Origin of the sequence: Paenibacillus sp. E222, assembly GCF_013401555.1 — a bacterium.
Classification (GTDB): domain Bacteria; phylum Bacillota; class Bacilli; order Paenibacillales; family Paenibacillaceae; genus Paenibacillus.
Genome location: NZ_CP058552.1, coordinates 3,397,918 through 3,423,125, shown reverse-complemented (window position 1 = coordinate 3,423,125; position 25,208 = coordinate 3,397,918). Strand labels below are relative to the sequence as shown.

Annotated in this window: 20 protein-coding genes; 2 read left to right on the top strand and 18 right to left on the bottom strand. The window is 45.5% G+C overall.

The window, feature by feature from the left end; all coding sequences use genetic code 11:
* Nucleotides 1-8 precede the first annotated feature (8 nt).
* From murF to HW560_RS15185, 16 genes are all read right to left on the bottom strand, one after another.
* The gene (gene murF, locus HW560_RS15260; RefSeq protein WP_306459245.1) at nucleotides 9-1,421 is read right to left on the bottom strand and encodes a UDP-N-acetylmuramoyl-tripeptide--D-alanyl-D-alanine ligase; all 1,413 of its coding nucleotides are present in this window, start codon (nucleotides 1,419-1,421) and stop codon (nucleotides 9-11) included.
* Nucleotides 1,421-2,908, bottom strand: coding sequence for a UDP-N-acetylmuramoyl-L-alanyl-D-glutamate--2,6-diaminopimelate ligase (locus tag HW560_RS15255; protein WP_090901505.1), 1,488 nt, complete (start codon nucleotides 2,906-2,908; stop codon nucleotides 1,421-1,423). The genes murF and HW560_RS15255 overlap by 1 nt, the downstream gene beginning before the upstream one ends.
* 130 nt (nucleotides 2,909-3,038) lie before the next feature.
* Nucleotides 3,039-5,003, bottom strand: a complete 1,965-nt coding sequence (locus HW560_RS15250) for a stage V sporulation protein D (RefSeq protein ID WP_179263756.1) — start codon at nucleotides 5,001-5,003, stop codon at nucleotides 3,039-3,041.
* A gap of 93 nt (nucleotides 5,004-5,096) precedes the next feature.
* A complete protein-coding gene (locus HW560_RS15245) occupies nucleotides 5,097-7,427 on the bottom strand; it encodes a penicillin-binding transpeptidase domain-containing protein (RefSeq protein WP_179263755.1) in 2,331 nt (776 codons plus the stop codon).
* Between the two features lie 50 nt (nucleotides 7,428-7,477).
* A complete protein-coding gene (locus HW560_RS15240) occupies nucleotides 7,478-7,906 on the bottom strand; it encodes a hypothetical protein (protein ID WP_090901513.1) in 429 nt (142 codons plus the stop codon).
* A gap of 27 nt (nucleotides 7,907-7,933) precedes the next feature.
* Nucleotides 7,934-8,884 carry a 16S rRNA (cytosine(1402)-N(4))-methyltransferase RsmH gene (gene rsmH / locus HW560_RS15235; protein ID WP_090901516.1) on the bottom strand — a complete coding sequence of 317 codons (951 nt, stop codon included), beginning with the start codon at nucleotides 8,882-8,884 and terminating at the stop codon, nucleotides 7,934-7,936.
* 18 nt (nucleotides 8,885-8,902) lie between these two features.
* A complete protein-coding gene (gene mraZ / locus HW560_RS15230; RefSeq protein ID WP_017687291.1) occupies nucleotides 8,903-9,340 on the bottom strand; it encodes a division/cell wall cluster transcriptional repressor MraZ in 438 nt (145 codons plus the stop codon).
* A 276-nt stretch (nucleotides 9,341-9,616) separates the two neighbouring features.
* Nucleotides 9,617-10,882, bottom strand: a complete 1,266-nt coding sequence (locus tag HW560_RS15225; RefSeq protein ID WP_076288121.1) for an adenosylhomocysteinase — start codon at nucleotides 10,880-10,882, stop codon at nucleotides 9,617-9,619.
* Nucleotides 10,883-10,927: 45 nt separating this feature from the next.
* Entirely contained in the window at nucleotides 10,928-12,559 is a 1,632-nt protein-coding gene (gene bshC, locus HW560_RS15220; RefSeq protein ID WP_179263754.1) for a bacillithiol biosynthesis cysteine-adding enzyme BshC, read from the bottom strand.
* 155 nt (nucleotides 12,560-12,714) lie between these two features.
* On the bottom strand, nucleotides 12,715-14,478 hold the full coding sequence (locus HW560_RS15215; protein ID WP_090901523.1) for an ABC transporter ATP-binding protein: 1,764 nt from the start codon (nucleotides 14,476-14,478) through the stop codon (nucleotides 12,715-12,717).
* A 17-nt stretch (nucleotides 14,479-14,495) separates the two neighbouring features.
* On the bottom strand, nucleotides 14,496-15,377 hold the full coding sequence (locus HW560_RS15210) for an ABC transporter permease (protein ID WP_371121656.1): 882 nt from the start codon (nucleotides 15,375-15,377) through the stop codon (nucleotides 14,496-14,498).
* A gap of 47 nt (nucleotides 15,378-15,424) precedes the next feature.
* Nucleotides 15,425-16,357 carry an ABC transporter permease gene (locus tag HW560_RS15205; protein ID WP_090901526.1) on the bottom strand — a complete coding sequence of 311 codons (933 nt, stop codon included), beginning with the start codon at nucleotides 16,355-16,357 and terminating at the stop codon, nucleotides 15,425-15,427.
* Between the two features lie 189 nt (nucleotides 16,358-16,546).
* A complete protein-coding gene (locus tag HW560_RS15200) occupies nucleotides 16,547-18,244 on the bottom strand; it encodes a peptide ABC transporter substrate-binding protein (RefSeq protein ID WP_090901528.1) in 1,698 nt (565 codons plus the stop codon).
* Between the two features lie 151 nt (nucleotides 18,245-18,395).
* The gene (locus tag HW560_RS15195) at nucleotides 18,396-18,770 is read right to left on the bottom strand and encodes a DUF3397 domain-containing protein (RefSeq protein WP_090901531.1); all 375 of its coding nucleotides are present in this window, start codon (nucleotides 18,768-18,770) and stop codon (nucleotides 18,396-18,398) included.
* On the bottom strand, nucleotides 18,770-19,732 hold the full coding sequence (locus tag HW560_RS15190) for a ketopantoate reductase family protein (protein WP_090901535.1): 963 nt from the start codon (nucleotides 19,730-19,732) through the stop codon (nucleotides 18,770-18,772). Before HW560_RS15190 ends, HW560_RS15195 begins: the two co-directional genes overlap by 1 nt.
* Nucleotides 19,733-19,873: 141 nt before the next feature.
* Nucleotides 19,874-20,524 carry an RsfA family transcriptional regulator gene (locus tag HW560_RS15185; protein WP_063567002.1) on the bottom strand — a complete coding sequence of 217 codons (651 nt, stop codon included), beginning with the start codon at nucleotides 20,522-20,524 and terminating at the stop codon, nucleotides 19,874-19,876.
* Between the two features lie 315 nt (nucleotides 20,525-20,839).
* On the opposite strand from HW560_RS15185, the gene HW560_RS15180 reads away from it, so the two are divergent.
* The gene (locus tag HW560_RS15180) at nucleotides 20,840-21,076 is read left to right on the top strand and encodes a DUF2626 domain-containing protein (RefSeq protein WP_053781237.1); all 237 of its coding nucleotides are present in this window, start codon (nucleotides 20,840-20,842) and stop codon (nucleotides 21,074-21,076) included.
* A 188-nt stretch (nucleotides 21,077-21,264) separates the two neighbouring features.
* Nucleotides 21,265-22,344, top strand: coding sequence for a coiled-coil domain-containing protein (locus HW560_RS15175; RefSeq protein ID WP_179263753.1), 1,080 nt, complete (start codon nucleotides 21,265-21,267; stop codon nucleotides 22,342-22,344).
* On the opposite strand, the gene HW560_RS15170 is transcribed toward HW560_RS15175, so the two are convergent.
* Together HW560_RS15170 and HW560_RS15165 are read right to left on the bottom strand one after the other, a co-directional pair.
* A complete protein-coding gene (locus tag HW560_RS15170) occupies nucleotides 22,336-23,616 on the bottom strand; it encodes an ABC transporter substrate-binding protein (protein ID WP_179263752.1) in 1,281 nt (426 codons plus the stop codon). The genes HW560_RS15175 and HW560_RS15170 overlap by 9 nt on opposite strands.
* Before the next feature lie 223 nt (nucleotides 23,617-23,839).
* Nucleotides 23,840-25,174, bottom strand: a complete 1,335-nt coding sequence (locus tag HW560_RS15165) for a PhoH family protein (RefSeq protein WP_024628438.1) — start codon at nucleotides 25,172-25,174, stop codon at nucleotides 23,840-23,842.
* Between the last annotated feature and the right edge of the window lie 34 nt (nucleotides 25,175-25,208).

Below are 25,208 nucleotides of genomic sequence, written 5' to 3'. Positions count from 1 at the left end.
TCACCCCTCTAGTCTACTCTATTCTGTAATGGAGCTATTTTTAGCGCTTCGACCACATCCTCCAGCTTCATGCCCCGGGAGGCCTTAAACAAGACAACATCTCTGGAATGGAGATGCTCCAGTAGATATCGGGTCAATTCTTCCTTGCTCTCAAAAGTGTGTACGGCTTCTGCTGGCATGTTTTGTCTTGCTCCTTCTGCGATACTCGCAGATAAAGGGCCATAAGCCAGCACCATATTCATTTTGTCGGGTGTGATATATTCACCGATTTCCCGATGGAGCTCATGCTCCTGAGGACCCAGTTCTAGCATATCACCGAGCACGGCTACTTTGATCCGGTACCCTTTGAGGCCCTCCAGTACATCCACAGCGGCTCTCATGGAGGTTGGACTAGCGTTGTAAGCATCATTGAGCATGGTCAAACCACTGACACCGTTAATAATCTCGATGCGCATGCCGGTTAATTTCAGACGTGACAGTCCTGCTGCAATCTGTTCAGCAGCCACTCCAAAATGACGGGCAACCGCTAATGCAGCAAGACAGTTGACCACATTATGTGTACCCAATAATGGCAGTGTAAGAGCGCCCTCTCCAGACTGCTTGGTGGTAAACGCGACCCCGCTCTTTGCATTCATCATTCCAGTAGGATAATCATCGTTATCCGTCTGTAAGCCAAATGTATACCGCTGAAGTCTTTCAGGCAGCTTAGTCTCTGGCTCTGCCAGAACCTGCTCAATCAACGGTTCGTCGCCGTTGTATATCAACAATCCGCCTGGTTTCATGCCAGCAGCAATTTCAACTTTTGCCCTAGCGATCTCCAATCGGGAGCCCAGTTGAAGTAGATGGGATTCACCAATATTCGTGATGATTGCGACATCCGGCTGGGCGATTAGAGATAATTCTTCAATCTCCCGTCGGCCGCTCATGCCCATCTCCAGAATTACGATCTCTGTGTCCGGTTCCATACTAAGTACGGTAAGCGGCAAACCAATATGATTATTGAAGTTGCCTTGGGTCTTATGCACTTTGAACGTAGTAGACAGTATGGCATCCACAATGTCCTTTGTTGTTGTTTTACCATTGCTGCCAGTAATGCCTACAACGGAGGCCTTATTTTCTCTTAAATAGGAGGACGCAAGCTCCTGTAATGCAACCAGGGTATCCTCCACAATAATCACAGCACCTTGAGGTGCAGTTCCATGATCATTTTGCCATAATGCCCCAGCAGCGCCCTTCTCTACACAGGTTTGCACAAATTCATGTCCGTCAAACCTTTCGCCAACAAGCGGGATAAAGAGACTGCCTAGAACGGGCTTACGCGAATCTGTAAATACACCTTCAACACCAACATCACCATAAGCAGCAACGTCAGTTAGTGTTCCTCCACACATCTCGGCCACTTGTGCCAATGTTCTTTTTATCAATTGGATTTGCCCCTTATCGCTTCTTTCGCTATGATCCGATCGTCAAAGTCCGTCTTGGTTGTGCCGATAATTTGATAGGTCTCATGCCCCTTGCCCGCAATCAATACTACATCGGCAGGGCTTGCCATTTCAATAGCTTCATGAATCGCCTGGCGCCGATCCACGATCATCGTATAACGATCAGGTTGAATGGCATCTTCAATCAGGCCTTGTTCAATATCCTTGAGAATCAGATCGGGATCTTCTGTCCGCGGATTGTCGGAAGTAACAAATACGATATCGCTATACTTCGCTGCAATTTTGCCCATTAGAGGCCGCTTCGTGCGATCTCGGTCACCACCACATCCAAATACGCAGATCACACGTCCTTCAGCAAATTCTTTCACAGTCCGCAATACATTCTCCAAGCCATCTGGAGTATGAGCGTAGTCAACAATGACAGCAAACGACTGTCCTTCGTCAACAGCCTCAACACGTCCATCTACGCCGGGTACCGTCTCCAAGCTACGTTTGATCTCCTCCAGCGGAATGTCTTCTACCAGAGCAGCAGCTATGGCAGCCATTGCGTTGTACACATTGAATTTGCCTACCATGCGTAAACGAATATCCGTGCTGCCTCTGAAAGTATCTACATGGAAAGAAGTACCTTGCGAGGTAATTGAAATTTGGGATGCGCGTACATCCGCATTTTCCTCCATGCCATATGTAATGACTTCAGCTGCCGTTACAGATATAAAATAAGCAGCAGCGGGATCATCTGCGTTGATCACTGCAAATTTGCGCTTAGAAGCATCCGTGGTATATCCGTTACCCAACCGTGCAAAGAACAGTCCTTTGGCTCCCCGATATTCCTCCATGGAATGATGATAATCCAGATGATCCTGCGTCAAATTGGTAAATACAGCCGTACGGAATTCCGTTCCCTTCACCCGACCTTGCTCCAAAGCGTGGGAGGAAACTTCCATAACACAACAGTCCGTGCCCGCTTGGACCATGTCGTTCAGACTGCGCTGTAGATCAAGTGCTTCCGGTGTAGTGCCTGACATCGGGTACGTGCGCCCATCGTAGCGCATTTGAATAGTTCCGATTAATCCTGTTTTTTGACCAAAGTCACTCATGATTTTTTCAATTAAATAGGTAGTCGTTGTTTTTCCGTTGGTTCCCGTTACACCAATCATATTCATCTTGCGGCTTGGTGAGTCAAAAAAGGAATCCGCCAGTACAGCCATAGCGAAACGGCTGTCTTTTACGAGCAGCTGCGGAACAGGCAGATCAAGCTCTCGTTCCACAACCAGAGCGACAGCTCCAGCATTTACGGCCTTCTCAGCATAGTCATGTCCGTCAACCGTATGCCCTGGAAGACAGATAAACAGATCTCCCGGTTGTACCTGGCGAGAATCTGTCTGTAGGTTTTGACATTCTGTATTTGGTTCGCCAATGATACGGGCGGTTGTCAGCATTGATGAAAGTTGTTTTAAAAGCACATGAATAACCTCACTTTTTCCAAGTTTACTTCAATTTCAACAGTTCTCTGTAATCACTAATATCGTCAACACAGCCAATTAATGAAACGCAACTCAGTGCATTTTGTTGCGGTGGGGATCAAGAGCCCCATCAGGGCTCTTGTCCTTCCTCCTTGGTGTGATCATGAATATCATTCAGAACATTACCCATATAGATGCGTATGGTAGAACCCTGATCAACCCTAGCTCCTGGTTTTGGAGCCTGGTTAATGACATATTTTCCGCTACCGGATTTGACAAGCATAAAGTTCATATTCAGATCCTCATACAGGTCTTCGACCGTAGCTCCTGTCAGATCGGGAACCGTCACGATTTTGGTTTCTCCATACTTGTATTCTTTGGCTACCTGATCCTTCCTAACCGGAACATTCATATAATGCAGCGCATCCTCCAGAATGTTCTGTACGATCGGTGCGGCAACCACGCCGCCGAACTGAATTCCCTTCGGGTTATCCACCGCCGTATACACCACAATCTGCGGGTCATCCGCCGGAGCAAAACCGATAAAGGATACAATATGCTCAGTTGAGGAATAACGTCCATTGATTACTTTCTGGGCTGTACCCGTTTTGCCGCCAACCCGGTATCCATCAATAAACGCCGGACGTCCCGTACCCTTGGCAACAACACTCTCAAGTGCTTCACGTACTTGCTTGGACGTATCTTCCGAGATGACTTGTCGAACCAGTTCCGGCTTGGCCTCTTCCATCACTTCACCCGTTTCGGGATGAACCCAAGCCTTTGTAACATATGGCTTGTATAGTTTACCACCATTAATAGCTGCTGACACAGCCGCTACTTGCTGAATCGGCGTAACGGATACCCCTTGACCAAAAGCAGTGGTCGCAAGCTCCACAGGTCCGACCCGTGACAGTTTGAACAGAATTCCGCTTGCCTCACCACTCAGATCGATGCCTGTTTTGGTACCGAATCCGAAGTCTTTAATATAGGAGAATAATGATTCTTTGCCCAGTCTCTGACCCAGTGCAACAAATCCAGGGTTGCAAGAGTTCTCCACAACTTGCAGGAAGGTCTGACTTCCATGGCCGCCCTTTTTCCAGCAGCGCAGGCGAGCGCCACCAACTTCAACAAATCCGGGATCATAGAACTGATCCTGCGTCAGATTTACTTTTTTCTCTTCAAGCGCTGCTGCGAGCGTAATAATTTTAAACGTTGAACCTGGTTCGTACGTCATCCAGATCGGTAAATTCCGGTTGTATACTTCGGCCGGATATTGCTGATAATCGGCTGGTTCATATCCGGGTCTACTGGCCATGCCAAGAATTTCACCCGTCTTAGGGTTCATTGCAATGGCAAGCGCCGAGTTGGCCTGGAACTTGACCATAGCCTGATCCAGCTCCCGCTCCATGATGGACTGAATCGATTTATCAATAGTCAGCTTCAGGTTCAGACCATCCTTTGGTTCCACATACTTCTCAGATGAGCCCGGCATAAGCCTTCCGGCCGCATCGGACAAGTAGGACACACTGCCATTCAAACCGTTCAGTTTATCATCATACTTTTTCTCTACACCCGTTAATCCCTGATTATCAATGCCCGTAAAACCAAGAATATGAGCCGCCAGATCATCATAAGGATAAAAGCGTTTATTATCCTCAGCAACAACGATACCCGGAAGCTTCAAATCACGGATGTGCTGAGCCTTCTCCATCGTAATTTTGCGGCCACCGGGTTGTAGTCGTACAATTAGTTCTCTTTTCTTGATGGTTGCCAGCACTTTCTCTTCGGTCATACCCAGCAAAGGAGCCAGTGCTCTTGCTGTGGTCTCCGCTTCCTTCACCTGGGCAGGAATCGCCATAATGGTTGGTGTAGTTATATTGTAGGCGAGAGAGGTTCCATTTCGATCCAGGATCTCTCCTCGTTTGGCTGAATAAGGAATATTCCGCCGCCAAGACTCTTCCGCTTTCGCAGATAGTTCCGGTCCTTTCCCTAACTGTACATAAGCAAGCCTGATCACCAAGGCTGAGAATAACAGAACTAAAATCACTAAACTCCATAACAACCTGCGGCGCAGATTTACGCTTGACCCCTTCACGAAAAGATCCCCCCACTCGTCCCAAAATCATGATTGTGTTCCATTCATGAATATTCAGGACAACCGGGGGTTAGAACAAGCTGTCTGTGATCTCTATGGAAGCGAAGCCTCGTCTGATGTGTTATCAGACGATTTTGTCTCATTTGAAGGTGGATTTGTAGTATCCGTTTTGCCCGTTTCTTCGGTGTTCCCCGATCCATCAGCTGTCCCCTGACTGTTAGTCTCGTCTCCTGATGCTGGATCAGAAGACTCGGGAGCTTCATCTGCTATACCGGTAACTGCCGCTTTGGCCGTCTGCAGCACAAGCTCAACCGTTCTCTGTTCGCCTGCCACCTGCTCCGTTTGCTTCACCACATATCCTTCACCTTTAACGGTCACGCCCACTTTCATGAGGGAGAGCACTTCAAGTGCATCCCGGAGAGATTCGCCAGACAGATCAGGGATCTTCATCTTGCTGCTCTCTTCGGTCAACAGGTAGATTCGTTGGCCAGGATTCATGGCTGCACCCGCCACAGGATATTGGCGAATGACATTTTCACCCTGACCAAGTGTCTCATAGGCAATTCCTGCGTTCAAAAGCTGGCTTCTGGCCTGTTTCGCTGTCTTACCTGACAGATCAGGAGCTTTGGCTTGAACGACCGGAGTTGTTTTAGACTTTTTGTCAGTGGTTTTCACCGTATCTTTCGGCACTCCCATATATTGAAGAGCTTGACTGGCAATCTTTTTAAATACCGGTGCGGCGGCTGTCCCCCCGCCAATATTGGCACCGTCCGGCTGGTCAATCACAACCAGGATCGCAATTTTAGGATTATTTACGGGTGCAAATCCGATAAACGAAACGACGTCTTTGGATTTACTGTAATCCCCGTTGACAACTTTTCTGGCCGTACCGGTTTTACCAGCCACACGATACCCTTCAATGTAAGCATTACGTCCTGTACCAATCGTCTGATCTGCAACAACCTGCTCGAGGTACCCGCTCACCAGTTTGGAAGATTCTTTGGAAATGACCTGACGAACGACTTTAGGCTTGATCACTTCGGATGAACCGTCATTTGGATTGATAATCTCCTTCACCAAGTGCGGCTCCATGAGTTTCCCACCGTTGGCAATGGCCGAAACGGCTGCTACCTGCTGGATTGGAGTTACCTGTACAAGACCATGGCCATATGCTGCTGTGGCAATTTCCGATTTATAAACCAGCGGCTTGATTGGTGATGCTGATTCACTCGGCAGATCAATACCCGTCTTTTTACCAAAACCGAATTGGTCTATGTAATGACGCAAACGTTCACCGCCAAGCATGTTATAACCCAGATTAACAAACGCAATGTTACTTGAACGTTTAACACCTTCCAAGTAGGAAATCCGGCCATAGGCGTGACCGTTATCACTGATGGGATAGCCACCGATATAGATTCGCTTGGATTCGAACGTAGCATTCGGATCAAACAACTTCTCTTCAACTGCACCCGCCAGAGTAACAATTTTAAAAGTAGACCCTGGTTCATAGATGGATTGTATCGCATGGTTGATAAAATTTTTCTGATCCGGCGTTTCCGCATACGTATTAGGATTAAAGGTCGGCCAATTGGCCATTCCTAAGATTTCCATTGTGTTTGGATCTGCTGCAATAACAGTCATGCTCAGTGGATTGTACTGGGCCACTGCTTCTTTCATTGCATCTTCGATGTAGTACTGAATTGTATCATCAATCGTCAGCTTCAAGTTACTTCCATTCTGCGGTGGAAGATAGTTGTCCTGGGAATCAGGCAGCTTGTACCCTTTGGCGTCCTTCTGATAGTTCAGATAACCATCTGTACCTGTAAGCTGTTCATCATAGGAGACTTCAAGTCCGTTAACCGCTTTGCCATCACGGCTCATGTATCCCAGCAAATGAGAGGCAAGCGTTTCTTCCGGATAATATCGCTTCGACTCCTGTGTCATGACAATCGCGTTTTTAGCCTTGTAGTCATCCTGAAGTTTTTCGCGAAATTCGTCTACCTTAGCAGCGAGTTCTGGGCTAATTTTATACCCTTCACTGCGCACTTCACGTTGTTGAAAGAATGTCCCATCTTCCTTTTTAGCTGTTACAAGTGCTCGCATTTCACTCTCACTTTTACCCAATAAACTCGATAATTTGTCAATAATCACATCTTCAATTCCAAGCTTGTTAATCATCTCTGGGTTTACAGACACCGTGTAAGCAGGCGCATCCGTCGCCAAAATGTTACCATTGCGGTCTGTGATTGTCCCACGACTGGCCTTGATGGTTTGTTCGCGTTCAACCAAACCAGCCGCTCGCTCCTGCCAAATACCGCCATTAACAACCTGAATAAAAAAGATGCGGGTTATTAATACAAGAAAAAAGAGGGTAATACATCCCCCTATAAGCAGTGTGCGCATCTTTATTCTTTTTACCATCGGTACACCTCTTTTGCTTCAGCACTTTGTATAGCTTGATACAAAATGTTCTACTTATTTGCTGTATCCGAGGACGATTCAGTCCCTGTCGAGTTCGTTGTACTTGTTGAGCGAGGTACAAAAATGACATCCTTGCCGGAAGCCTCAACGTAACCAAGTTTGCGAGCATTCTCGATGACCAGATTGTTCAGTTTTTCTTTTTCCACTTGCAGATCTGCAATCGTTTTCTCTGCTTCTCTCACGTCAGACAGCGTCGTCTGTGCCTGCTTATTCAGATCATAGATTTGAGCGTAACGCGACATCATTAAACCACCCACAACAATTACTGCAAACAGAGTAATCAGATACAAAAATTTCTCGCGTGCCGGAAGACCGGTACGACGGGTCACCACTTTGGTAGTTTCCTTGTACCGCTGCTGGGTCACACGTTCTTGGGACGCTTTTTCTTTCACTGCCAGATTACCACGTGTATATGCCATACTCCGATTCTCTCCTCTGCTCTTGATTTACAGTTTCTCGGCTACGCGCAGCTTTGCTGAACGAGCACGGGAGTTTTCGGCCAGTTCCGTTTCCGTTGGAATCAGCGGCTTTCTGTTCACTAAACGCAAGACACCCTTACCGCCGCAAACACATAACGGGAAATCGGGAGGGCAAGTACATTTCTCCAGATAACTGCTAAAAATCTGTTTGCAAATTCGGTCCTCAAGTGAGTGAAAAGTAATAACAGATACACGTCCGCCTGGTGCCAAGCACCGAACGGCCTGATGTAACGCTTCTTCGAACGCGCCCAGCTCATCATTAACGGCAATTCGCAATGCCTGAAAGCTGCGTTTTGCAGGATGTCCTCCGGTACGACGCGCCGCCGCCGGAATCCCTTCTTTGATCAATTCCACCAGTTCGCCAGTAGTCTCAATTGTGGACTGCTTTCGTTTTTCAACAATGACACGAGCAATTCTTCTAGAGAATTTCTCTTCACCATAGCGATACAAAATGCGGGCAATCTCCTCTTCCGGCCATTCGTTAACAATCTCTTTGGCGGTAAGAGACGCGTCCTGATCCATACGCATATCCAACGGAGCATCGTGGTTGTAGCTAAATCCACGTTCGCCTTCGTCGAATTGCGGCGATGATACCCCCAAATCGTACAAAATTCCATCTACCTGTGGCACGCCATCTTTCATCGGTACATCCAGTTCTTTCAATACCTGCTCCAGATCACGGAAATTGGTTTTGACCAATGTAATCCGCTCTCCGTATGGAGCCAATTTTTCACGCGCATTATCCAAAGCCCAATCATCCTGATCCAGTGCGATCAGACGTCCCCCTGGACCGAGCTTGGATGCAATCACGGAGCTGTGTCCGCCACCGCCTAAAGTGCAGTCCACGTATATACCGTCCTGCTTGATGTTTAAACCCTCTGTTGCCTCTTCTTTGAGTACGGTTATGTGGTGAAACAACCTGCACCCCTCCTGACTTTATAGATCAAAATTAAAATCGACCAGCTTTTCGGCAATGTCGTTGAATGCTTCTTCGGATTGATTGAAATAACTCTCCCATATGCCTTTGCTCCAAATCTCCACCCGGTTCGACACGCCAAGAACAACGCAATCCTTGTCCAGCTTGGCATACTCTCTAAGATTGCCCGGCAAATTTACCCTGCCCTGTTTGTCCAATTCACATTCGGTGGCACCCGAGAAAAAAAACCGGGTAAACGCACGAGCATCGGATTTCATCAATGGCAGTGCTTTGAGCTTCTGTTCCATGACCCCCCACTCCTCCATGGGGTACACGAAAAGACACTGGTCCAAACCCCGTGTGACAACGAAAGACGGTCCCAGAGATTCGCGGAATTTAGCCGGAATAATAACCCGACCCTTGTCATCAATGCTATGTTGGAACTCCCCCATAAACATTGGCCCACTCACTCCTCACCCGTTTCTCCCACTTTGCCCCACTTTCCACCACCTAAGCATAATAGATTCGCACAAAAAAATCAAAACCCTTCTTACGGGCTTTACTTTTTTTTAATTTAATAACCGCAAAAAAACGTCTTTGATCCTGTCACTCAGGATCAAAGACGTTTCCCGCTTACGGGCAATCGTACGTACACCCGCATATGAGCCATATCATTAATAAACTATTTTAAACCCTTTGTAGCACTTAATCAGCTTGTAATTAATGGATGACTATTAGAATTTCCAGCTGTCCAGATATTTTTCCTGCTCGGCGGACAGGGAGTCAATGGCAATATTCAAGCTTTCCAGTTTGTAGCTGGCAACCTGTTGATCGATGTCATAAGGTACATTAACAACGGTTTTACCCAGTTCCGCATAGTTTTCACTCACATAACGCAGACCCAGCGCTTGCAAAGCAAACGTTGTATCCATAATCTCGGCAGGGTGTCCATCGGCTGCACCCAGGTTTACGAGACGTCCTTCAGCCAGCAAATACATCTTACGGCCATCTTTGAAGCGATATTCTTCAATGTTGCGGCGTACGGTACGAATCGAATCGGAACGTTTAGCAAGTTCAGGTTTGTTTACTTCCACGTCAAAGTGACCCGCATTGCTAAGAATTGCTCCATCTTTCATCACATCGTAATGCTCTCCAGTGATCACGTCTTTATTGCCGGTAACAGCGATGAAGAAATCACCCAATTTGGCAGCTTCCACCATCGTCATGACACGAAATCCGTCCATATGTGCTTCTACGGCTTTAATAGGATCGATTTCAGTTACGATAACATTTGCTCCAAGCCCTTTGGCACGCATCGCTACACCTTTACCACACCATCCATAACCCGCTACAACTACGTTCTTTCCTGCAACGACCAGATTGGTTGTACGGATGATGCCATCGAATGCAGACTGACCTGTACCGTAACGGTTATCAAACAAGTATTTGCAATAAGCGTCATTGACTGCAACCATTGGGAAACGCAATTGTCCTTCTTTCGCCAAAGCTTTCAGACGAATGATGCCCGTTGTCGTTTCCTCTGCTCCGCCACGAATCGTCGCAGCTAGATCAGGACGTTCAGATGCAATAATAGTGGCAAAGTCTCCACCGTCATCAATAATCAGATCAGGTTTCACTTCAAGTGCACGGAGCTGCAGTTCTTTGAACTCTACAGGGTCTGGATTATGTTTGGCATACACCGTAACGCCGTCTTCCACCAGAGCAGCACAAACGTCGTCCTGCGTTGACAATGGATTGCTGTGTGTAATCGTCACTTCTGCACCACCAGCTTGAATGACTTTCGCCAGGTAAGCTGTTTTGGCCTCAAGGTGAAGGCAAATGGCTACTTTCAACCCTTTAAACGGAAGATCCTGTTCAAATTGGCGCCGAATGCGGTTTAACACCGGCATATGCGCTTCTACCCAATCAATTTTCAGATGACCTTCCGAAGCGAGACCCATATCCTTAACGATACTGTTTTGCAATGCAGGGGTAGTCATTCCTCATCCTCCTAGATTATCTATTCCTTCTATTATAAAAGGTCACTACAATGTGATCACTTGGTGTTGTCCACGGAATTCGTTCTGACTTTCAATCAGTTGTCCGATCCACTCGGTTCCATAACGGTTCAGGTAAAAGAGTACGTTATGTACTCGTTCCTGTGGTTTGTTCATGGGAAAGAGTGAGTTTTGCATCCCGTTCCAGTGTCTTAGACTCACATTGTGTTTATCTTTAATGGCTTTGTGGGTCTGCTGTTGCAGATATTGCATCTGTGCGCTGATCTTGCCTACATTGGTATCTCCAATTCGGTCCAGACCAGGGTGGATCTCTGCAATCTGATCAAGCAATGGACGATATAGATCGGCAAATGCTTGCTGAACGCGCTCGAACTGTTCATCGACCTGGAAGGTCTCCTGCTGTGCCAGCCATTGTTCCTTCTTTTCTTCCATATGATATTGAACGTCCTGGAAAGAAAGACCGTACTGCACCATATGTTTGTGATGAACATCTTCCATGATGGTAAAGGACAGACGTGGAAGCAAGATAGGCATCTGCAGCCCGAAACGGCCAAACGCTTCACGCGTCAATCCCCAATACGCGATTTCACCTTGACCCAAAATAACAGCCGCTACAGGTAAAATGGAATCCTGCATTAATGGCCTGGTCAATACATTGTTACTAAACCGCTCGGGATGTTCAGCCAGTTCCTGAAGCAGTCGCTCTTCTGTAAATGAAACCAGACCTTTACGGTCGCTGTACAAGCCGTCTTTCAACATCAGAAGCAATCGTGCCCCTTCATGTATGTAAAACAGATTGGCCCCATCTTCTGCAACTTCAGCAGGCATGGCATATCCGGCTTGTTCCAATGCGGAGGCCCCCTGTGCATAGGCTTGGCGTAATGTCCCATTTTCACGAATCAAGCGTTCAAATACAGGCTGCTCTAGTCTGCGCAAGTCTGGATCCGCAGCATCCAACAGAATAAGTCCACTGCTGCCAAATAACGCTGAGATAAACCGAGCAAACGCATCACTCAGGTTCGAACTCGCCTGATGGATTTCCGTAACCAGCTTCATCAAACCTGGTTTGTGCACCGTATCCGGTAACAGATGTTCCACCTGCTCCAGCACAGTCATCCAATGCTCTGTTTCCACATGGACATTACTCACAGAATCCCTGCCTGCAAACCGCCCTTGTAACTTGATCTTCGTCATATCACCGCTGGCGTCAGGCAAATATGTGTGGTTGACTTCATCCCAGTCATGGTCTTCACCTGCAATCCAAAAAACGGGAACGACCGGCCGTTGTAGCCTGTTCTCCGCTTCCCGCGCAGCTGCAACTACACTTGCTGCTTTGTAAATTACAAACAACGGACCTGTAAGCAGGCCGCTTTGCTGTCCTCCCGTAACAACCAACGCATCCTGTTCCGCGAGACGTGTGATGGATTCATGGACTGCACCATGATCGTTCACACGTTTATTATATATACGTAGATACTCTGCCAGACGTTGACGAGGAATACGTGTGTTCTCCGATTGGTCCAGCCACTCGGCACGCGCATGAAGCCCCGATTCCCAGCGAATGTCATACTCGTAAAGGCCACGCGCAGCATCCCTTGAACAGACATAGTCTTCTGCAAGTCGCGTTCCGCTGCGGAGTGCCTCGGTAATACCTTTCATGAGGTCTGCCTCCTATTCTGCTTCAAAGAGCCTTTCTTGATTGTACCGAATGAGAGCCCTCTTCGTCAAAAGAAAGTGCATCAAAAAATAAAAAACCGCCGAACAAAGTCGGCGGTTTGATATTCATGGATAAGTCCAAATGAAATTTGTACTTTTTATACGTAAGGTTCTGCAACCCAGTGACCTTTGGATACCTCAATCAATTGAGCGTTCTGCAGGTTGTATGGATCATTTACAGGACCACCAGATCCATTCTTAAGTGCTTGTTCTTCTGGAAGCAAAATGCGACGTTTGCTCGCTTCTACTTCCGGATCAGGTACAGGGATCGCAGACAGCAATGTTTTGGTGTAAGGGTGAATCGGATTCGCATAAAGTTCTTCACTTTCTGCCAACTCCACCACTTTACCCATGTACATTACAGCTACACGGTCACTGATATGTTTAACCATGGACAAGTCATGCGCAATGAACAGGTATGTCAGACCGAGGCGTTGCTGAAGTTCTTCAAGCAAATTAACGACCTGAGCCTGAATGGACACGTCCAATGCAGACAACGGCTCATCACAGATGATGAATTTAGGGTCTACGGCCAATGCACGGGCAATCCCGATCCGTTGTCTTTGACCACCTGAGAATTCATGTGGATAACGGAGTGCATGGCTAGGATTCAGGCCTACAAGATCCAGCAGTTCTTCAACGCGTCTCTTCCGCTCTGCCTTACTCGATGCCAGACCGTGAATATCAAGAGATTCACCGATGATATCCATAACGTTGAAACGTGGGTTCAAAGATGCATAAGGATCCTGGAAAATCATCTGCATATCTTTACGCATTTCTTTCATCTTGCGCGGAGACAGCTTGTAGATGTCAGTTCCATTAAAGTTAACATTTCCGCCTGTTGGCTCATAAAGGCGCAGAATTGTACGGCCCGTTGTGGATTTACCACATCCAGACTCCCCTACAACTCCAAGTGTTTCGCCTTCAAAAATATCAAAGCTAACATCATTAACCGCTTTGAGAATATTCCCTTTGCCCAAATTGAAGTATTGTTTGAGGTTCTTCACTTGAACCAGCGGCTTGTTGGCACCTTTGATAATACCAACTGGAGTAGGCTTTTCTTTTTTAGGCTCGTCCAGACGAGGAAGAGCATTCAGCAATTTAATTGTGTATGGATGTTGAGGATTACTGAAGATTTCAGCAGTTGTTCCTGTTTCGACAACTTCGCCTTCCTTCATAACGACAACACGATCACACATTCCTGCGACTACTCCAAGGTCATGTGTGATAAGCATGATCGAAGTTCCAAGTTTTTGTTGCATGTCCTTCATAACATCCAGGATTTGTGCCTGAATCGTTACGTCGAGTGCAGTTGTTGGTTCATCCGCAATCAGAAGGGATGGACGACATGCCAAGGCAATCGCAATCATAGCACGCTGGCGCATACCACCGGAAAATTGGTGCGGATAATGGTTCATACGCACTTCCGCATTTTTGATGCCTACAAGTTCGAGCATTTCCAATGCGCTTTTTTCAGCGTCTTTTTTGGACATATTCTGATGCTTGCGCAGTACCTCGGTAATTTGCTTACCAATTTTGATGGTAGGATTCAAAGAAGTCATTGGATCCTGGAAGATCATGCCGATATCTTTACCACGGATGGCTTCCATCTGTTTATCTGTCTTATTCAGCAGGTCCTGCCCGTGAAAAGTAATTTCTCCGCTTTTGACCTTCGAAGGCGGGGAGGGAATCAATTTCATGATGGTTTGGGCAGTAACACTCTTACCACTACCGGATTCACCTACGATCCCCAGCGTCTCTCCTTTGCCAAGTTCAAAACTCACATTTTTAACGGCATCAAACTCACCAGAACGCGTCGTAAATGACACACTCAGGTCTTTGACTGTTAAAATCGGCTCCATAATCCCACCTCCTATTTCTATTTACGTAATTTCGGATCAAGCGCGTCGCGCAAACCGTCACCAAGCAAGTTAAATGCAAGCATTGTCATAACCATCAAACCTGCAGGGAACCACATCCGCCAAGGATACAGCGTCCAGCCTGTAAGTGCATCATTGATCATAGATCCAAGAGAGGACTTAGGTGCAGATACACCCAATCCGAGGAAGCTCAAAAATGCTTCTGCGAAGATCGCATTTGGGATGGACAACGTCAATGTAACGAGAATTGGTCCGACAGCATTTGGCAACAAATGACGGAACAGTTGACGTCCAGTGCTTGCGCCCATCGAACGAGCAGCAAGGATAAAGTCTCTGTTTTTGAGCTGCATAATCTCACCACGCACAATCCAAGACATACTGATCCAGCCTGTGATGGTAAGTGCAATGATAATCGTTGTCAGACTTGGCTCCAATACAACCAGCAACAAGATAACAACGAGCATGTAAGGCAGGGAGTACAGGATCTCAGAGAACTTGTTCATGATGCCATCAACACGTCCACCGTAGAAGCCCATAATGGCTCCATAAATGACCCCGATAACAAGGTCAATCAAAGCAGCCGCCAAACCTACAGTAAGAGACACACGTGCACCTACCCAGGTTCTTACCCATACATCGCGACCCAGTTCATCTGTTCCAAACCAGTGTTCTGCACTCGGTGCAGCATTGGCATTCAACAAATCATTGGAATAATAATTATAGCTTGAGAACAACGAAGTTGGACCAATCATAGAGAAAATGACAACAAGGACTAGAACAGCCAAACTAATCATAGCGGCCTTGTTGGTTGCAAGTCTGTACATAGCGTCTTTGAATAGCGATACACTCTCTTGCGATTTCAACGCTGCCTGACTATCCAGGCCTGTGTTCGCCGTTTCATTATTGTTGTTATTCGTGCCAGACAACGTTATGCCCCCTTCCGGCTTTCTAGCTTAATTCTAGGATCAATCAACACGTAAGCAATATCTGTCAGGAAACGCGCAAGCATCAAGAGAATACCATAGAAGATTGTAATTCCCATGATCATCGTGTAATCACGATTCGTAATACTCTCTACGAACACTTTACCAATTCCACCAATGTTAAAGATTTGCTCAATAACAACGGAACCTGTGATAATATTTGCTGTCATCGGACCAACATAAGTAACAACTGGCAAAATACCGTTCCGTAAAACGTGTCTAAACATAATAGCAGGCCATTTTAAACCTTTGGCCTTGGCTGTCTTGATGTAATCGGCATGCAATACTTCCAACATGCTTGAACGCGTCAAACGAGCGATAAAGGCAATTGGCGATGCCGACAGTGCTGCAACCGGAAGCACATAGTCGAGTGGGCCATCGAAGCCCATAACGTTAAACCAGCCGAGTTTGAATGCAAAAACATACTGCACCAGGGATGCGAGCAAGAAACTTGGTACAGCAATCCCGATAACAGCGAGGATCATCGTAATATCATCAATCAGCTTGCGATGGTAAACTGCGGCAATAAGCCCTAACAACACACCAACAACAATTGAGATAATAATCGCAAAGATACCTAACTTCAGCGATGCTGTAAACGTTTGAGTGATCATACCGGTTACATCCTGATTCAGGTATTTCATAGAAACCCCGAAATCACCCTGAATGATTCCACCCATATACTTCAGGTATTGTTCATACATCGGTTTGTCCAAACCATACTTCACTTCCAAAAGTGCCCGGATTTCAGGTGATACTTTTTTCTCGGATGTAAAAGGGTCACCCGGAATGGCCTTCATCAGGAAGAAGGTTGCTGATGCGAGTATGAAAAGCGATAGCAGCATAAATAGCAGTTTTTTCAGCACGTACTTAACCAACCCTTGCACACCTCCACAAACAATATTTTGTATACAAATCGATTGTAGAATTAGACAAGAATAATGTCCAATCCATTTATCGGAAATTTCAAGAATTATAAGGAAAATCGGTGCACATACAAAAAAATCGGGATATATATGGAATTCCACATATATATCCCGAAGTAATCATATAGACTTCAGAACAACTTATTTCTCTTCCAGATATGCACGAGTGAAGTCAATCGCTCCACTGAAATCAAGTTGTACGCCTTTCAGGTAAGGCTTAGTCAAAGATACATTAGTGTAGTAATAGATTGGCATTACTGCCATTTCATCTTGAATCAGGACTTTCTCTGCATCAGCAAAAGCAGCCATACGTGTAGCAGGATCAGCCGATTTTACAGTTTCTTTAACATCTTTGTCAAACTGTTCGTTGCTGAATTTAGCATCGTTGTTTGTGTTGCCTGTTGTCCACATTTCCAAGAAGTTGTACGGATCGTTGTAGTCCGCAGACCAACCTGCACGAGCCACTTGGAAGTTTTGGTTTTGACGGTTCTCAAGGAATACGCCCCACTCTTGGTTTTCCGTTTTCACGTCAACACCAAGGTTTTTCTTCCACATATCAGCAACAGCAAGAGCGATTTTCGCGTGACCGTCACTAGTGTTATAGATCAATGTTACTGCAGGCAATGTTGTGTAGCCTTCTTCTTTCATACCTTCAGCAAGCAATTTCTTAGCTTCTTCTACGTTTTCAGTGAAGTAGTCATCTTTGTGCTCATCACGGAATTCGCCGTTTTCACCGCGGATACCTGGAGGTACAAAGCCGAAAGCTGGAATTTGTCCACCTTGTGTTACTTTGTCAACAATCAATTGACGTTCAATAGCCATTGCAAAAGCTTTACGGATTTTAACGTTGTTAAATGGAGCTTCATTAACGTTGAACTGGTAGTAGTACGTACTAGCAATACCAGTAGCTTTAAACTCGTCCGGCAATTCCGCTTTTACAGAAGGAATTTGGTCGGAAGGAATTTCACCGTTAGGTGCGCCTGTGTAGTCCAATTGTCCTGATTTGTAAGCTTGCAGTTCAGAAGCACTGCTGTTTGTCAGGGACATGTTGATTTCAGACAATTTGATATCGGAAGCTGCATGGTAGCCTTCGTTTTTCTTCACGACGATTTTTTGACCTTTAGCGTATTGATCCATTGTGAATGGTCCGTTAACGATCATGTTTTTGTAGTCTGTGAAGAATTTGTCATTCGTGTCAGCAGACTTGTGTACTGGGTAGTACGTGTAGAATGCTGTCAGACCCAAGAAGTAAGGTGTTGGGTTTTCCAACGTTACTTCCAGCGTGTGCTCATCAGTAGCTTTAACACCTACTTGAGAGAAGTCTGTGATTTTAGTACCTTTATATGTTTCGTCTTTGCTCAGGTTGTAACCCTCAGCACCTTTGATGTAATACAATTGGTAAGCATATGGAGAAGCTGTTTCCGGTTTCAACGCACGTTCCCAAGAACGTACAAAGTCTTCGGCAGTGATTGCATCACCGTTGCTCCATTTTGCATCCGGGTTCAGGTTGAAAACATATTTCAAACCATCTTCGGAGATTGTCCAGTCTTTAGCAACGCCTGGAGCTTCTTTACCATCAGCGTCGATACGCACAAGACCTTCATACAAGAATTTCAGAACAGTGTTGGTTTGGCTGTCTTTTGCTTGAGCCGGGTCTAACGTAGGAGGTTCAGCTGACAGGTTAATTTTCAGGACTTGATCTTTAGCAAGACCATTTCCTTCGGTTGCAGAACCAGTATCGGTGTTACCTGTGCCTTCGTTTTTCGATCCGCACGCTGCAAGTACGGTACCGAACGCCAAAATCAGCGTCAAAAGGACTAATAGACTTTTCCTTTTCATCTAACACTTTCCCCCTAAATTGATGTGGTATATGTTTATAGATTATACAACCACCGGTCAAAAAAATCTACATTACTTTTTCAGAAAGTAATGTTTTTTTCAGTTTTCGACAAAATCGACACATTTTTTAGCCTTTTTGCGTTATGTATCCTCACATCTGTTTCATGAAGTATCTAAATAATCCAAATATAGTAAACAAAACATACCCAAAACTCATTATGACAAAAGCCATGCGCCAAACGGCCCGGAACATTCTACCCCCATCGACCTTACCTTTGAGCCTATTTTGTGCTCCTCCGATGAATCCAAGCGCTATTAGTATGAGTATAAGTGTTAAATAAAATCCAAAATTCGAATCAAATGTTAAGTTGAATAACGCCGATACTGAGAAAATAAGAAATAAGGTTGTTACATCCATCGCCGAACTCAACGCCACACGCTTATCTTTCTTCCATCCGTACATGATCCAATACACAAGAATAAACGGAAAGAACGGCAGTATGCTCAGTACAATAAAAAATCCCATTAACTCACTCCTTCCGGTTGCATACCTTCAATCAGATGAAGCAGTACTTCATGCGTCGGAGCAAACAGGCCACACCGACACGCCATACTTACGATTTGCCCGTTAATGGATTGCACCTCCGTTTGTTGTCCATGCAAAACATCCGACAGCATGGAGGATGTATTCGAGGCTGTAGAACGACAGACGGAGAGAATTTGTTCCCATACATCCCCATCAATAAGTATTCCGCTGCCTTCATATACTGCCAATGCCTCATCATACAGCTGACGCATGAACCTAATTCGCTCTTCCCTTGTGATTAACTCACCGTTAGGAATACGCCATATTGCGGTAAGAGGGTTAATAACAGCATTGATTAACAACTTCCTATAAATCAGCTTATCGATTTCATTCGACACTGTACAGCCAAATCCTGCCTGCTGCAAAAGCCCCTGTAAACGAATGGGTTCATTTTGATCCATCGGCGTTAGAGATGAGATACGTACATCTGCACTTTTGCCCAACCAGGTCTCTCCTATACCCGCACGGATGACTCCATCTTGCTGACGTTTCGCCCCTTCTGTCGTTATGACGCTATATACATTGGAATGCGGCATATTGGATTGCACATAATCCAGATGTCCAACCCCATTTTGGAAACATGCGATGTTCATCACTCGCGCCTCCAATGGACCAAGTTCACGTATAACATCCTGTATCGCTGTCTGTTTCACCATTAATAGTAGCCAATCTCCAGGCGAGTGTTCCCACACTCGGGTTAACTCCGTAATCGGTTTTACCTGGATATGCTCAGATGATATCTGGATGGTTTTCTCTCGTTCAATGACCTTAAATCCTTCTAAACTCAGTTTATTTGCCTGCTCAGCTGTTCTGGTCCAAAATCGAACCTCGTTGCCTGCGTCCTGAAGCTTTCCTCCATACAAAAGACCCAGTGACCCTGATCCTACAACGTCAATGATCATGCTGCATCCCTACCTCTACTCCAATAGTTGCTTTTACTTATAATAGAACAAAAACGGCAAACAAAAAACCCGTCATACCCGCCGTTATGTAACGGAGGTGTGACGGGCCCTTATCTAATGCTTAACATCAAACACATTTTGTTATTCAATTCGTTCCAGATTCCCGTTGGCGTCCATTTTGAATCTCGTTTTGAGTTCCTCTTCTTCTTCTGTCAGAAATGCGAGTCTGCGAGCACGATCCATAATCTGAATCAAAGCTTTATAATCGTCGTTTACAACACGATAATCGGTCTGTACTTCATTTACTTCCTTAGACAGACGATCATTCTCGCAACGCAGTTCATGAAGTTCATCCTCTTTTTCACGAAGCTCTTTCTCAAGCATTTTAAGCTGGCGACCATTTTCCTGTACAGTTCCCTTCCATTGCCGCAAGAATCGTATAACTGCATCAATGGATAGAGAGTCTTCCGAAATCCCATCCGCTTTGTACAGATTTTCTTCTGTATCCAGTGTGGACAAAGCTGCTACCTGTGGTCCGAGCAAAGCCGGTTGTTTGCGGAGATAACTTCGTTTTTGTCGTTGAGCCTTAGCATTGCTAATAGCAGACTCATACTTCTTACGTACACAGCTGTTCCAGCGAAAACCGCAAGCGGCAGAAGTTCTGCCTATTTTTTCGCCAACCTCTTCAAAAGCGGCCAGTTGTGTACTTCCTTCCCGAATATGACGCAAAGTAACCTCAGCCAAAATCAAATCGTCCTCTGTACTCCAAGCATCCTGTCTCACTGCAGTCATGCTATAATACCCTCCTAACAACATCCTAAAATAACCGTCCGCATAACCGATTTCCCGGTATGTGAATTAGGTATAAAAGCTGCTTCATTCATTCTTATGCCTCTCATAGAGTTCATAGAATTGATTTCATACTAAAATGTATTTCCACATTTATGAGTACTCATACGTTACATATGCAAAACAAACCATACTTTAACTCTTTTTAGCCAAAAAAAGAATTCGCTTTCATATCCAATTTTGTTTACACCTTTTTCCTTTCCCGGTATAATGTTGTGTAGACAATCTATGATCGTACATAGGAGAGGAGGACTTACCGTGGCGCGCATGTTTCGGGTACTCGGGTTCTTCACGCTAGCGATTGGCCTGATGGCTTTTGCAGGAGACCTGGTCGAAATGGCTTTGCTTTTTTTCCTGCAGACTGCGTTTTTTGTCATTTTGGGATATTTGAAATTTACGGAACGTACGTACATATTGCTCTTCTGGGGTTATATGATCGTGACATTCACAGGGTTCAGCTACTGGACCGTATTCCAAATGGATTTGCCGCTCTAATCCGCCAGCAGCATCAAAGCGATCCGGCTAATGTCGGATTGCTTTTTTGTCGTTTTCAGATTAAATGACTATTCTTTGTGTTATGTAACCACTACGGATATTTCACGTATCTATTTCATATATTGTCTGGAAGAGATAAGCCCGTTCGCATTGTATGTACATATTACACATGGAAAGGAGAATGATGGGTGAAACGTCGATACGGCATTCCCGGCTTCATCGTATGCATTATATTTTTGATCCAGCTACCTTGGACTTATGCCTATGGAGAGCCATCCTCTGAGGAAACACGCGAAATACTGCAACAGAGCCTATCCATCGTCGAAATCGATCATGAAATCGAACGTATTGCAGATAGACAAAAACAGCTGGACGAACAGCGTCAGACGTTATCCATTCAGCTCCAGGAACAGGAAGACCAGATACATACTCAGCAAGACCGTGCGGGTGCAGTTGTAAGATCCTACTATGTCGGAGAGCGTGATAGCCTCTTGATGACGGTACTGGGAGCAAGATCCATTAAGGACCTGTTCATTCTATACGATTACTATCAGATCATTATTGGCAGGGATCAGGCTGTGCTGGACAAGTATCAGGATCGATATCGCACGATGCAGCAAACGTCTGCCCAGATTAACCAAACCTCTGCAGAACTGTCTGAACTTAAAAATAATCTTCAAAATCAACGTGAACGAGTACTTGCATTACAGAAAGAAGTTGACGGAAAAGTAGCTGCCAGCGGGGATGCTGCAGCCATGCAGAAACTGATGGATGAGTTGACCATCTATTGGGAGAACATCGGCATATACGAGGTCAAGCGATATTTCAAAGCATTGGCATCAGCCATGCAGAATCTGCCGCAATTTATCCAGGAACAAAACGGCGGCATCTCCACGACCGGAACAACGTATACCATTCAAATTGGACAAGATGAGCTAAATACGTTCCTACGTTCGCAGAATCCGATCTTTAAAGACTTCGCCTTTCAGTTCGACAAAGATCGAATTACCGCCTCAGGGCAGCGTGATCAGTTGCAATTAAGCATTGAAGGTCATTATACGGTCGAGAATGAACCTCAGAATTCAATTCGATTTCATGTCGATAAACTTGTGTTTAATCAGTTAGAACTACCTGATACCACACGTCGTATGCTGGAACGAGAATTCGATCTCGGATTTTACCCACAGAAAATTCTGTCGTTTGTCAAAGCCACAGAGGTATCCACAACTGAAGGCATACTTGAAGTAAAGCTCGCCATTTCATTCTGACGAGCTTTGCAAGGCAATAATGCTTTTGACGTACTGATTAGCCGTGATCTCTCCGACGAGAAGTTGTTGGATCTTCTTTTGAAAGGCAGGAGTTAGTATAGGACTTTCAGTCATTACAGTCTGTGAAGATTCTGCTGGGAACCAGGATTTTACATCCGTCGTATCATATTTCGTTATTAGTTTCTGTGACTCAAGATCTAGTTCCTGTTGCTTTGCTGGTAAGTAGTTAGCCTGTTGGTACCATTCCGTTTGCACAGAAGAGGAAGTCATTCCTTCAATCCAGCGGCTGGCCTCTTCCGCCTCAAGTGAGCCAGCTGCGATAACAAGACTTCTTGATCTTAGAGGTTCCAACGCACTGAAAGCTATCTTCTCCGATGAATCCTGTTCACCTTCCACACCTTGATTTACGCTCAACAAACTTGACAGCAACGTTACTGCCATAGGAGCCTCCGTTTGTTCACCAGAAGCAGAAATCGTCGGATTCATTGATTCGGCCGTAATATGCGATTGAATCTGATCCAGCAGCTGTATAATCTGTTGATACGCCTCCGTTTGCGAAGAAGTTTGCGCTTTCTTAATTTTACTCGGGGACATGCCTGGCTCAAACTGATTCAACCACGCACTTACCGCTTGCAGGTCATTTAAGTTTATACTTAATAAATCCGTTCCGTCTTGCTTTGCTTGTTGTACAAGTTTGACCCACTGCTCCTTATTTTCGGGTAAACCTGCCAAACCGGCTTTGTCCAGGAATGGGGAACGAGCTGCGAGTACATAAGCGTCAAAATCAAACGGCATACCCCATTGGTAACCATTCCACTCTGTCAATTCCCGCAAGCCAACCACCGTTCCTCCTAACGACTTGGACAGCGTTGTACCGTTTAACGGATACAGATGTCCTTTTTTGGCATGATATTGAACTTCCGCACTATCCAGAAGAATAATATCGCCGCTCTCCCCTACCGAAAATTTGTTATCAAGCACTCGCTTATATGTATCCGGCTCCAAATTCCGAAGACTGATTTCCACATGTTGAGAAGTCGCTACTTCATTGGCCATTTTTTTAAACGATTTAAAGTCTGCCTCTGACATCGAGACTACAATCTCTAAAGGGGCATGTTGGTCCTCGCTGCGTGATGACGTGTTGGGAAATGCATCTTTTTCCTGGTCTCGCTCCTGATTATGCTGTGAACCTCTAAAATCAAAGCTGGGAGACAGAATCGTTAACGAAAGCAGCAGTACTGCGAACAAAATAACCTGGTGTCCACGCTTCATTAACTTCCCCTCCTTGCTCACCTAATTTTTTCCTGCAACACTCATTGTAACAAATAAGTAGTGCTCTTGTCCTATCCTGCCAAAAAACAGTTTTCTGATATTTTGCATACCTCGAGCATATCGAGTTCTGTGCAATAACTGATTTTTATTTTTTCAGCAAAAAAAACCGGCTCGAAGAGCCGGTTCAATAGAAACATTTTCCGGGAAATAACTTTCCGTTTCCTTACAATAAATCCGCCGCAAGCTGCGCCAGCTTGGAACGTTCTCCTTTTTCCAGCATAATGTGTCCGCTGATTCCCTCTTGCTTGAATCGCTCCACAATATACGTCAAACCATTACTTGCTGAATCCAGATAAGGATGGTCTATTTGCTCAGGGTCACCCATCAAAATAATTTTGCTGCCTTCACCAACCCTCGATACAATGGTCTTCACTTCATGACGTGACAGGTTCTGTGCTTCATCGATAATGATAAACTGTCCTGGTATAGACCGACCACGAATATATGTGAGTGCCTCCACCTGAATACTGCCAAGTCCCATCAAAATTTTATCAATGTCGCCTGCTTTTTTGGTATCAAACAAAAATTCCAAGTTATCATAAATCGGTTGCATCCATGGTCTCAGCTTTTCTTCTTTCTCTCCAGGAAGATAACCGATATCTTTCCCCATCGGAACAACCGGACGGGCGATCAATAATTTTTTGTACTTATGATCATCCTCGACTTTCAGCAACCCCGCAGCAAGAGCCAACAAGGTTTTGCCCGTACCTGCCTTTCCTGTAATCGTGACAAGTGGAATGTCATCATTCAGGAGCAGTTCTAGGGCCATCCGCTGTTGCGCGTTACGTGCACTGATGCCCCATACATTATCATTACTCAGAAAAAGTGGCTCCAGCTTTGTTCCCTCTGTGTTTACTTTGAGCAAAGCCGATTTATTGGTTCCCATCTCATCCTTGAGAATTACAAATTCATTCGGGTAAAGCGAATAAGACAACTGTAACGGTTTGATCGGTAAAAAGCGATATGTGTAAAACTCATCAATGACCGAAGGATGAACCTTAAGGGCAGTATAGCCTGGATATAATTCACTGAGACCTGCCGTGCGATCTGACAAGTAATCCTGTGTGAAAAGACCAAGTACATCCGCTTTGATACGAACAAGCACATCCTTGCTGACCAGAACCACCTGGCGCTCAACAACCTCTTTCTCATTTTCCTCAATCTGATAATTCAGGGCGACGGCCAAAATCCGATTATCGTTAGACACTTCTCCAAACATTTCCTGTACTTTCACAAAACTGCGGTGATTCAGTTCCACTTTCAGATTGCCTCCGTTAGCCAAGGGGACGCCACTGTGCAGATGTCCCAGTTCACGCAACCCATCAAGAAGTCTGGATACGTTACGGGCATTACGACCAATTTCATCAGCATTTCTTTTTTTGGAGTCGATCTCCTCCAGTACAACCGCGGGAATGATTACCTCATGTTCCTCAAAGGCAAATATGGCATTGGGGTCATGCAGAAGCACGTTCGTATCCAATACAAAAATCTTTTTCATTCAATCCCCTCCAAAGCGGCGTCGTTAAAGGCAT

Excerpts from the sequence above, each read along its gene's own strand:
- HW560_RS15195 (WP_090901531.1), bottom strand. The coding sequence starts at position 18,770 with ATGGGATTTTTTATTGTACTGAGCATACTGCCGTTCTTTCCGTTTATT.
- mraZ (WP_017687291.1), bottom strand. The coding sequence starts at position 9,340 with ATGTTTATGGGGGAGTTCCAACATAGCATTGATGACAAGGGTCGGGTT.
- HW560_RS15190 (WP_090901535.1), bottom strand. The coding sequence starts at position 19,732 with ATGATCATTGACGTTGTAGGATCAGGGTCACTGGGTCTTTTGTATGGA.
- HW560_RS15240 (WP_090901513.1), bottom strand. The coding sequence starts at position 7,906 with ATGGCATATACACGTGGTAATCTGGCAGTGAAAGAAAAAGCGTCCCAA.
- bshC (WP_179263754.1), bottom strand. The coding sequence starts at position 12,559 with ATGAAAGGTATTACCGAGGCACTCCGCAGCGGAACGCGACTTGCAGAA.
- HW560_RS15225 (WP_076288121.1), bottom strand. The coding sequence starts at position 10,882 with ATGACTACCCCTGCATTGCAAAACAGTATCGTTAAGGATATGGGTCTC.
- HW560_RS15245 (WP_179263755.1), bottom strand. The coding sequence starts at position 7,427 with ATGGTAAAAAGAATAAAGATGCGCACACTGCTTATAGGGGGATGTATT.
- HW560_RS15215 (WP_090901523.1), bottom strand. The coding sequence starts at position 14,478 with ATGGAGCCGATTTTAACAGTCAAAGACCTGAGTGTGTCATTTACGACG.
- HW560_RS15170 (WP_179263752.1), bottom strand. The coding sequence starts at position 23,616 with ATGAAGCGTGGACACCAGGTTATTTTGTTCGCAGTACTGCTGCTTTCG.
- HW560_RS15165 (WP_024628438.1), bottom strand. The coding sequence starts at position 25,174 with ATGAAAAAGATTTTTGTATTGGATACGAACGTGCTTCTGCATGACCCC.
- HW560_RS15185 (WP_063567002.1), bottom strand. The coding sequence starts at position 20,524 with ATGACTGCAGTGAGACAGGATGCTTGGAGTACAGAGGACGATTTGATT.
- HW560_RS15200 (WP_090901528.1), bottom strand. The coding sequence starts at position 18,244 with ATGAAAAGGAAAAGTCTATTAGTCCTTTTGACGCTGATTTTGGCGTTC.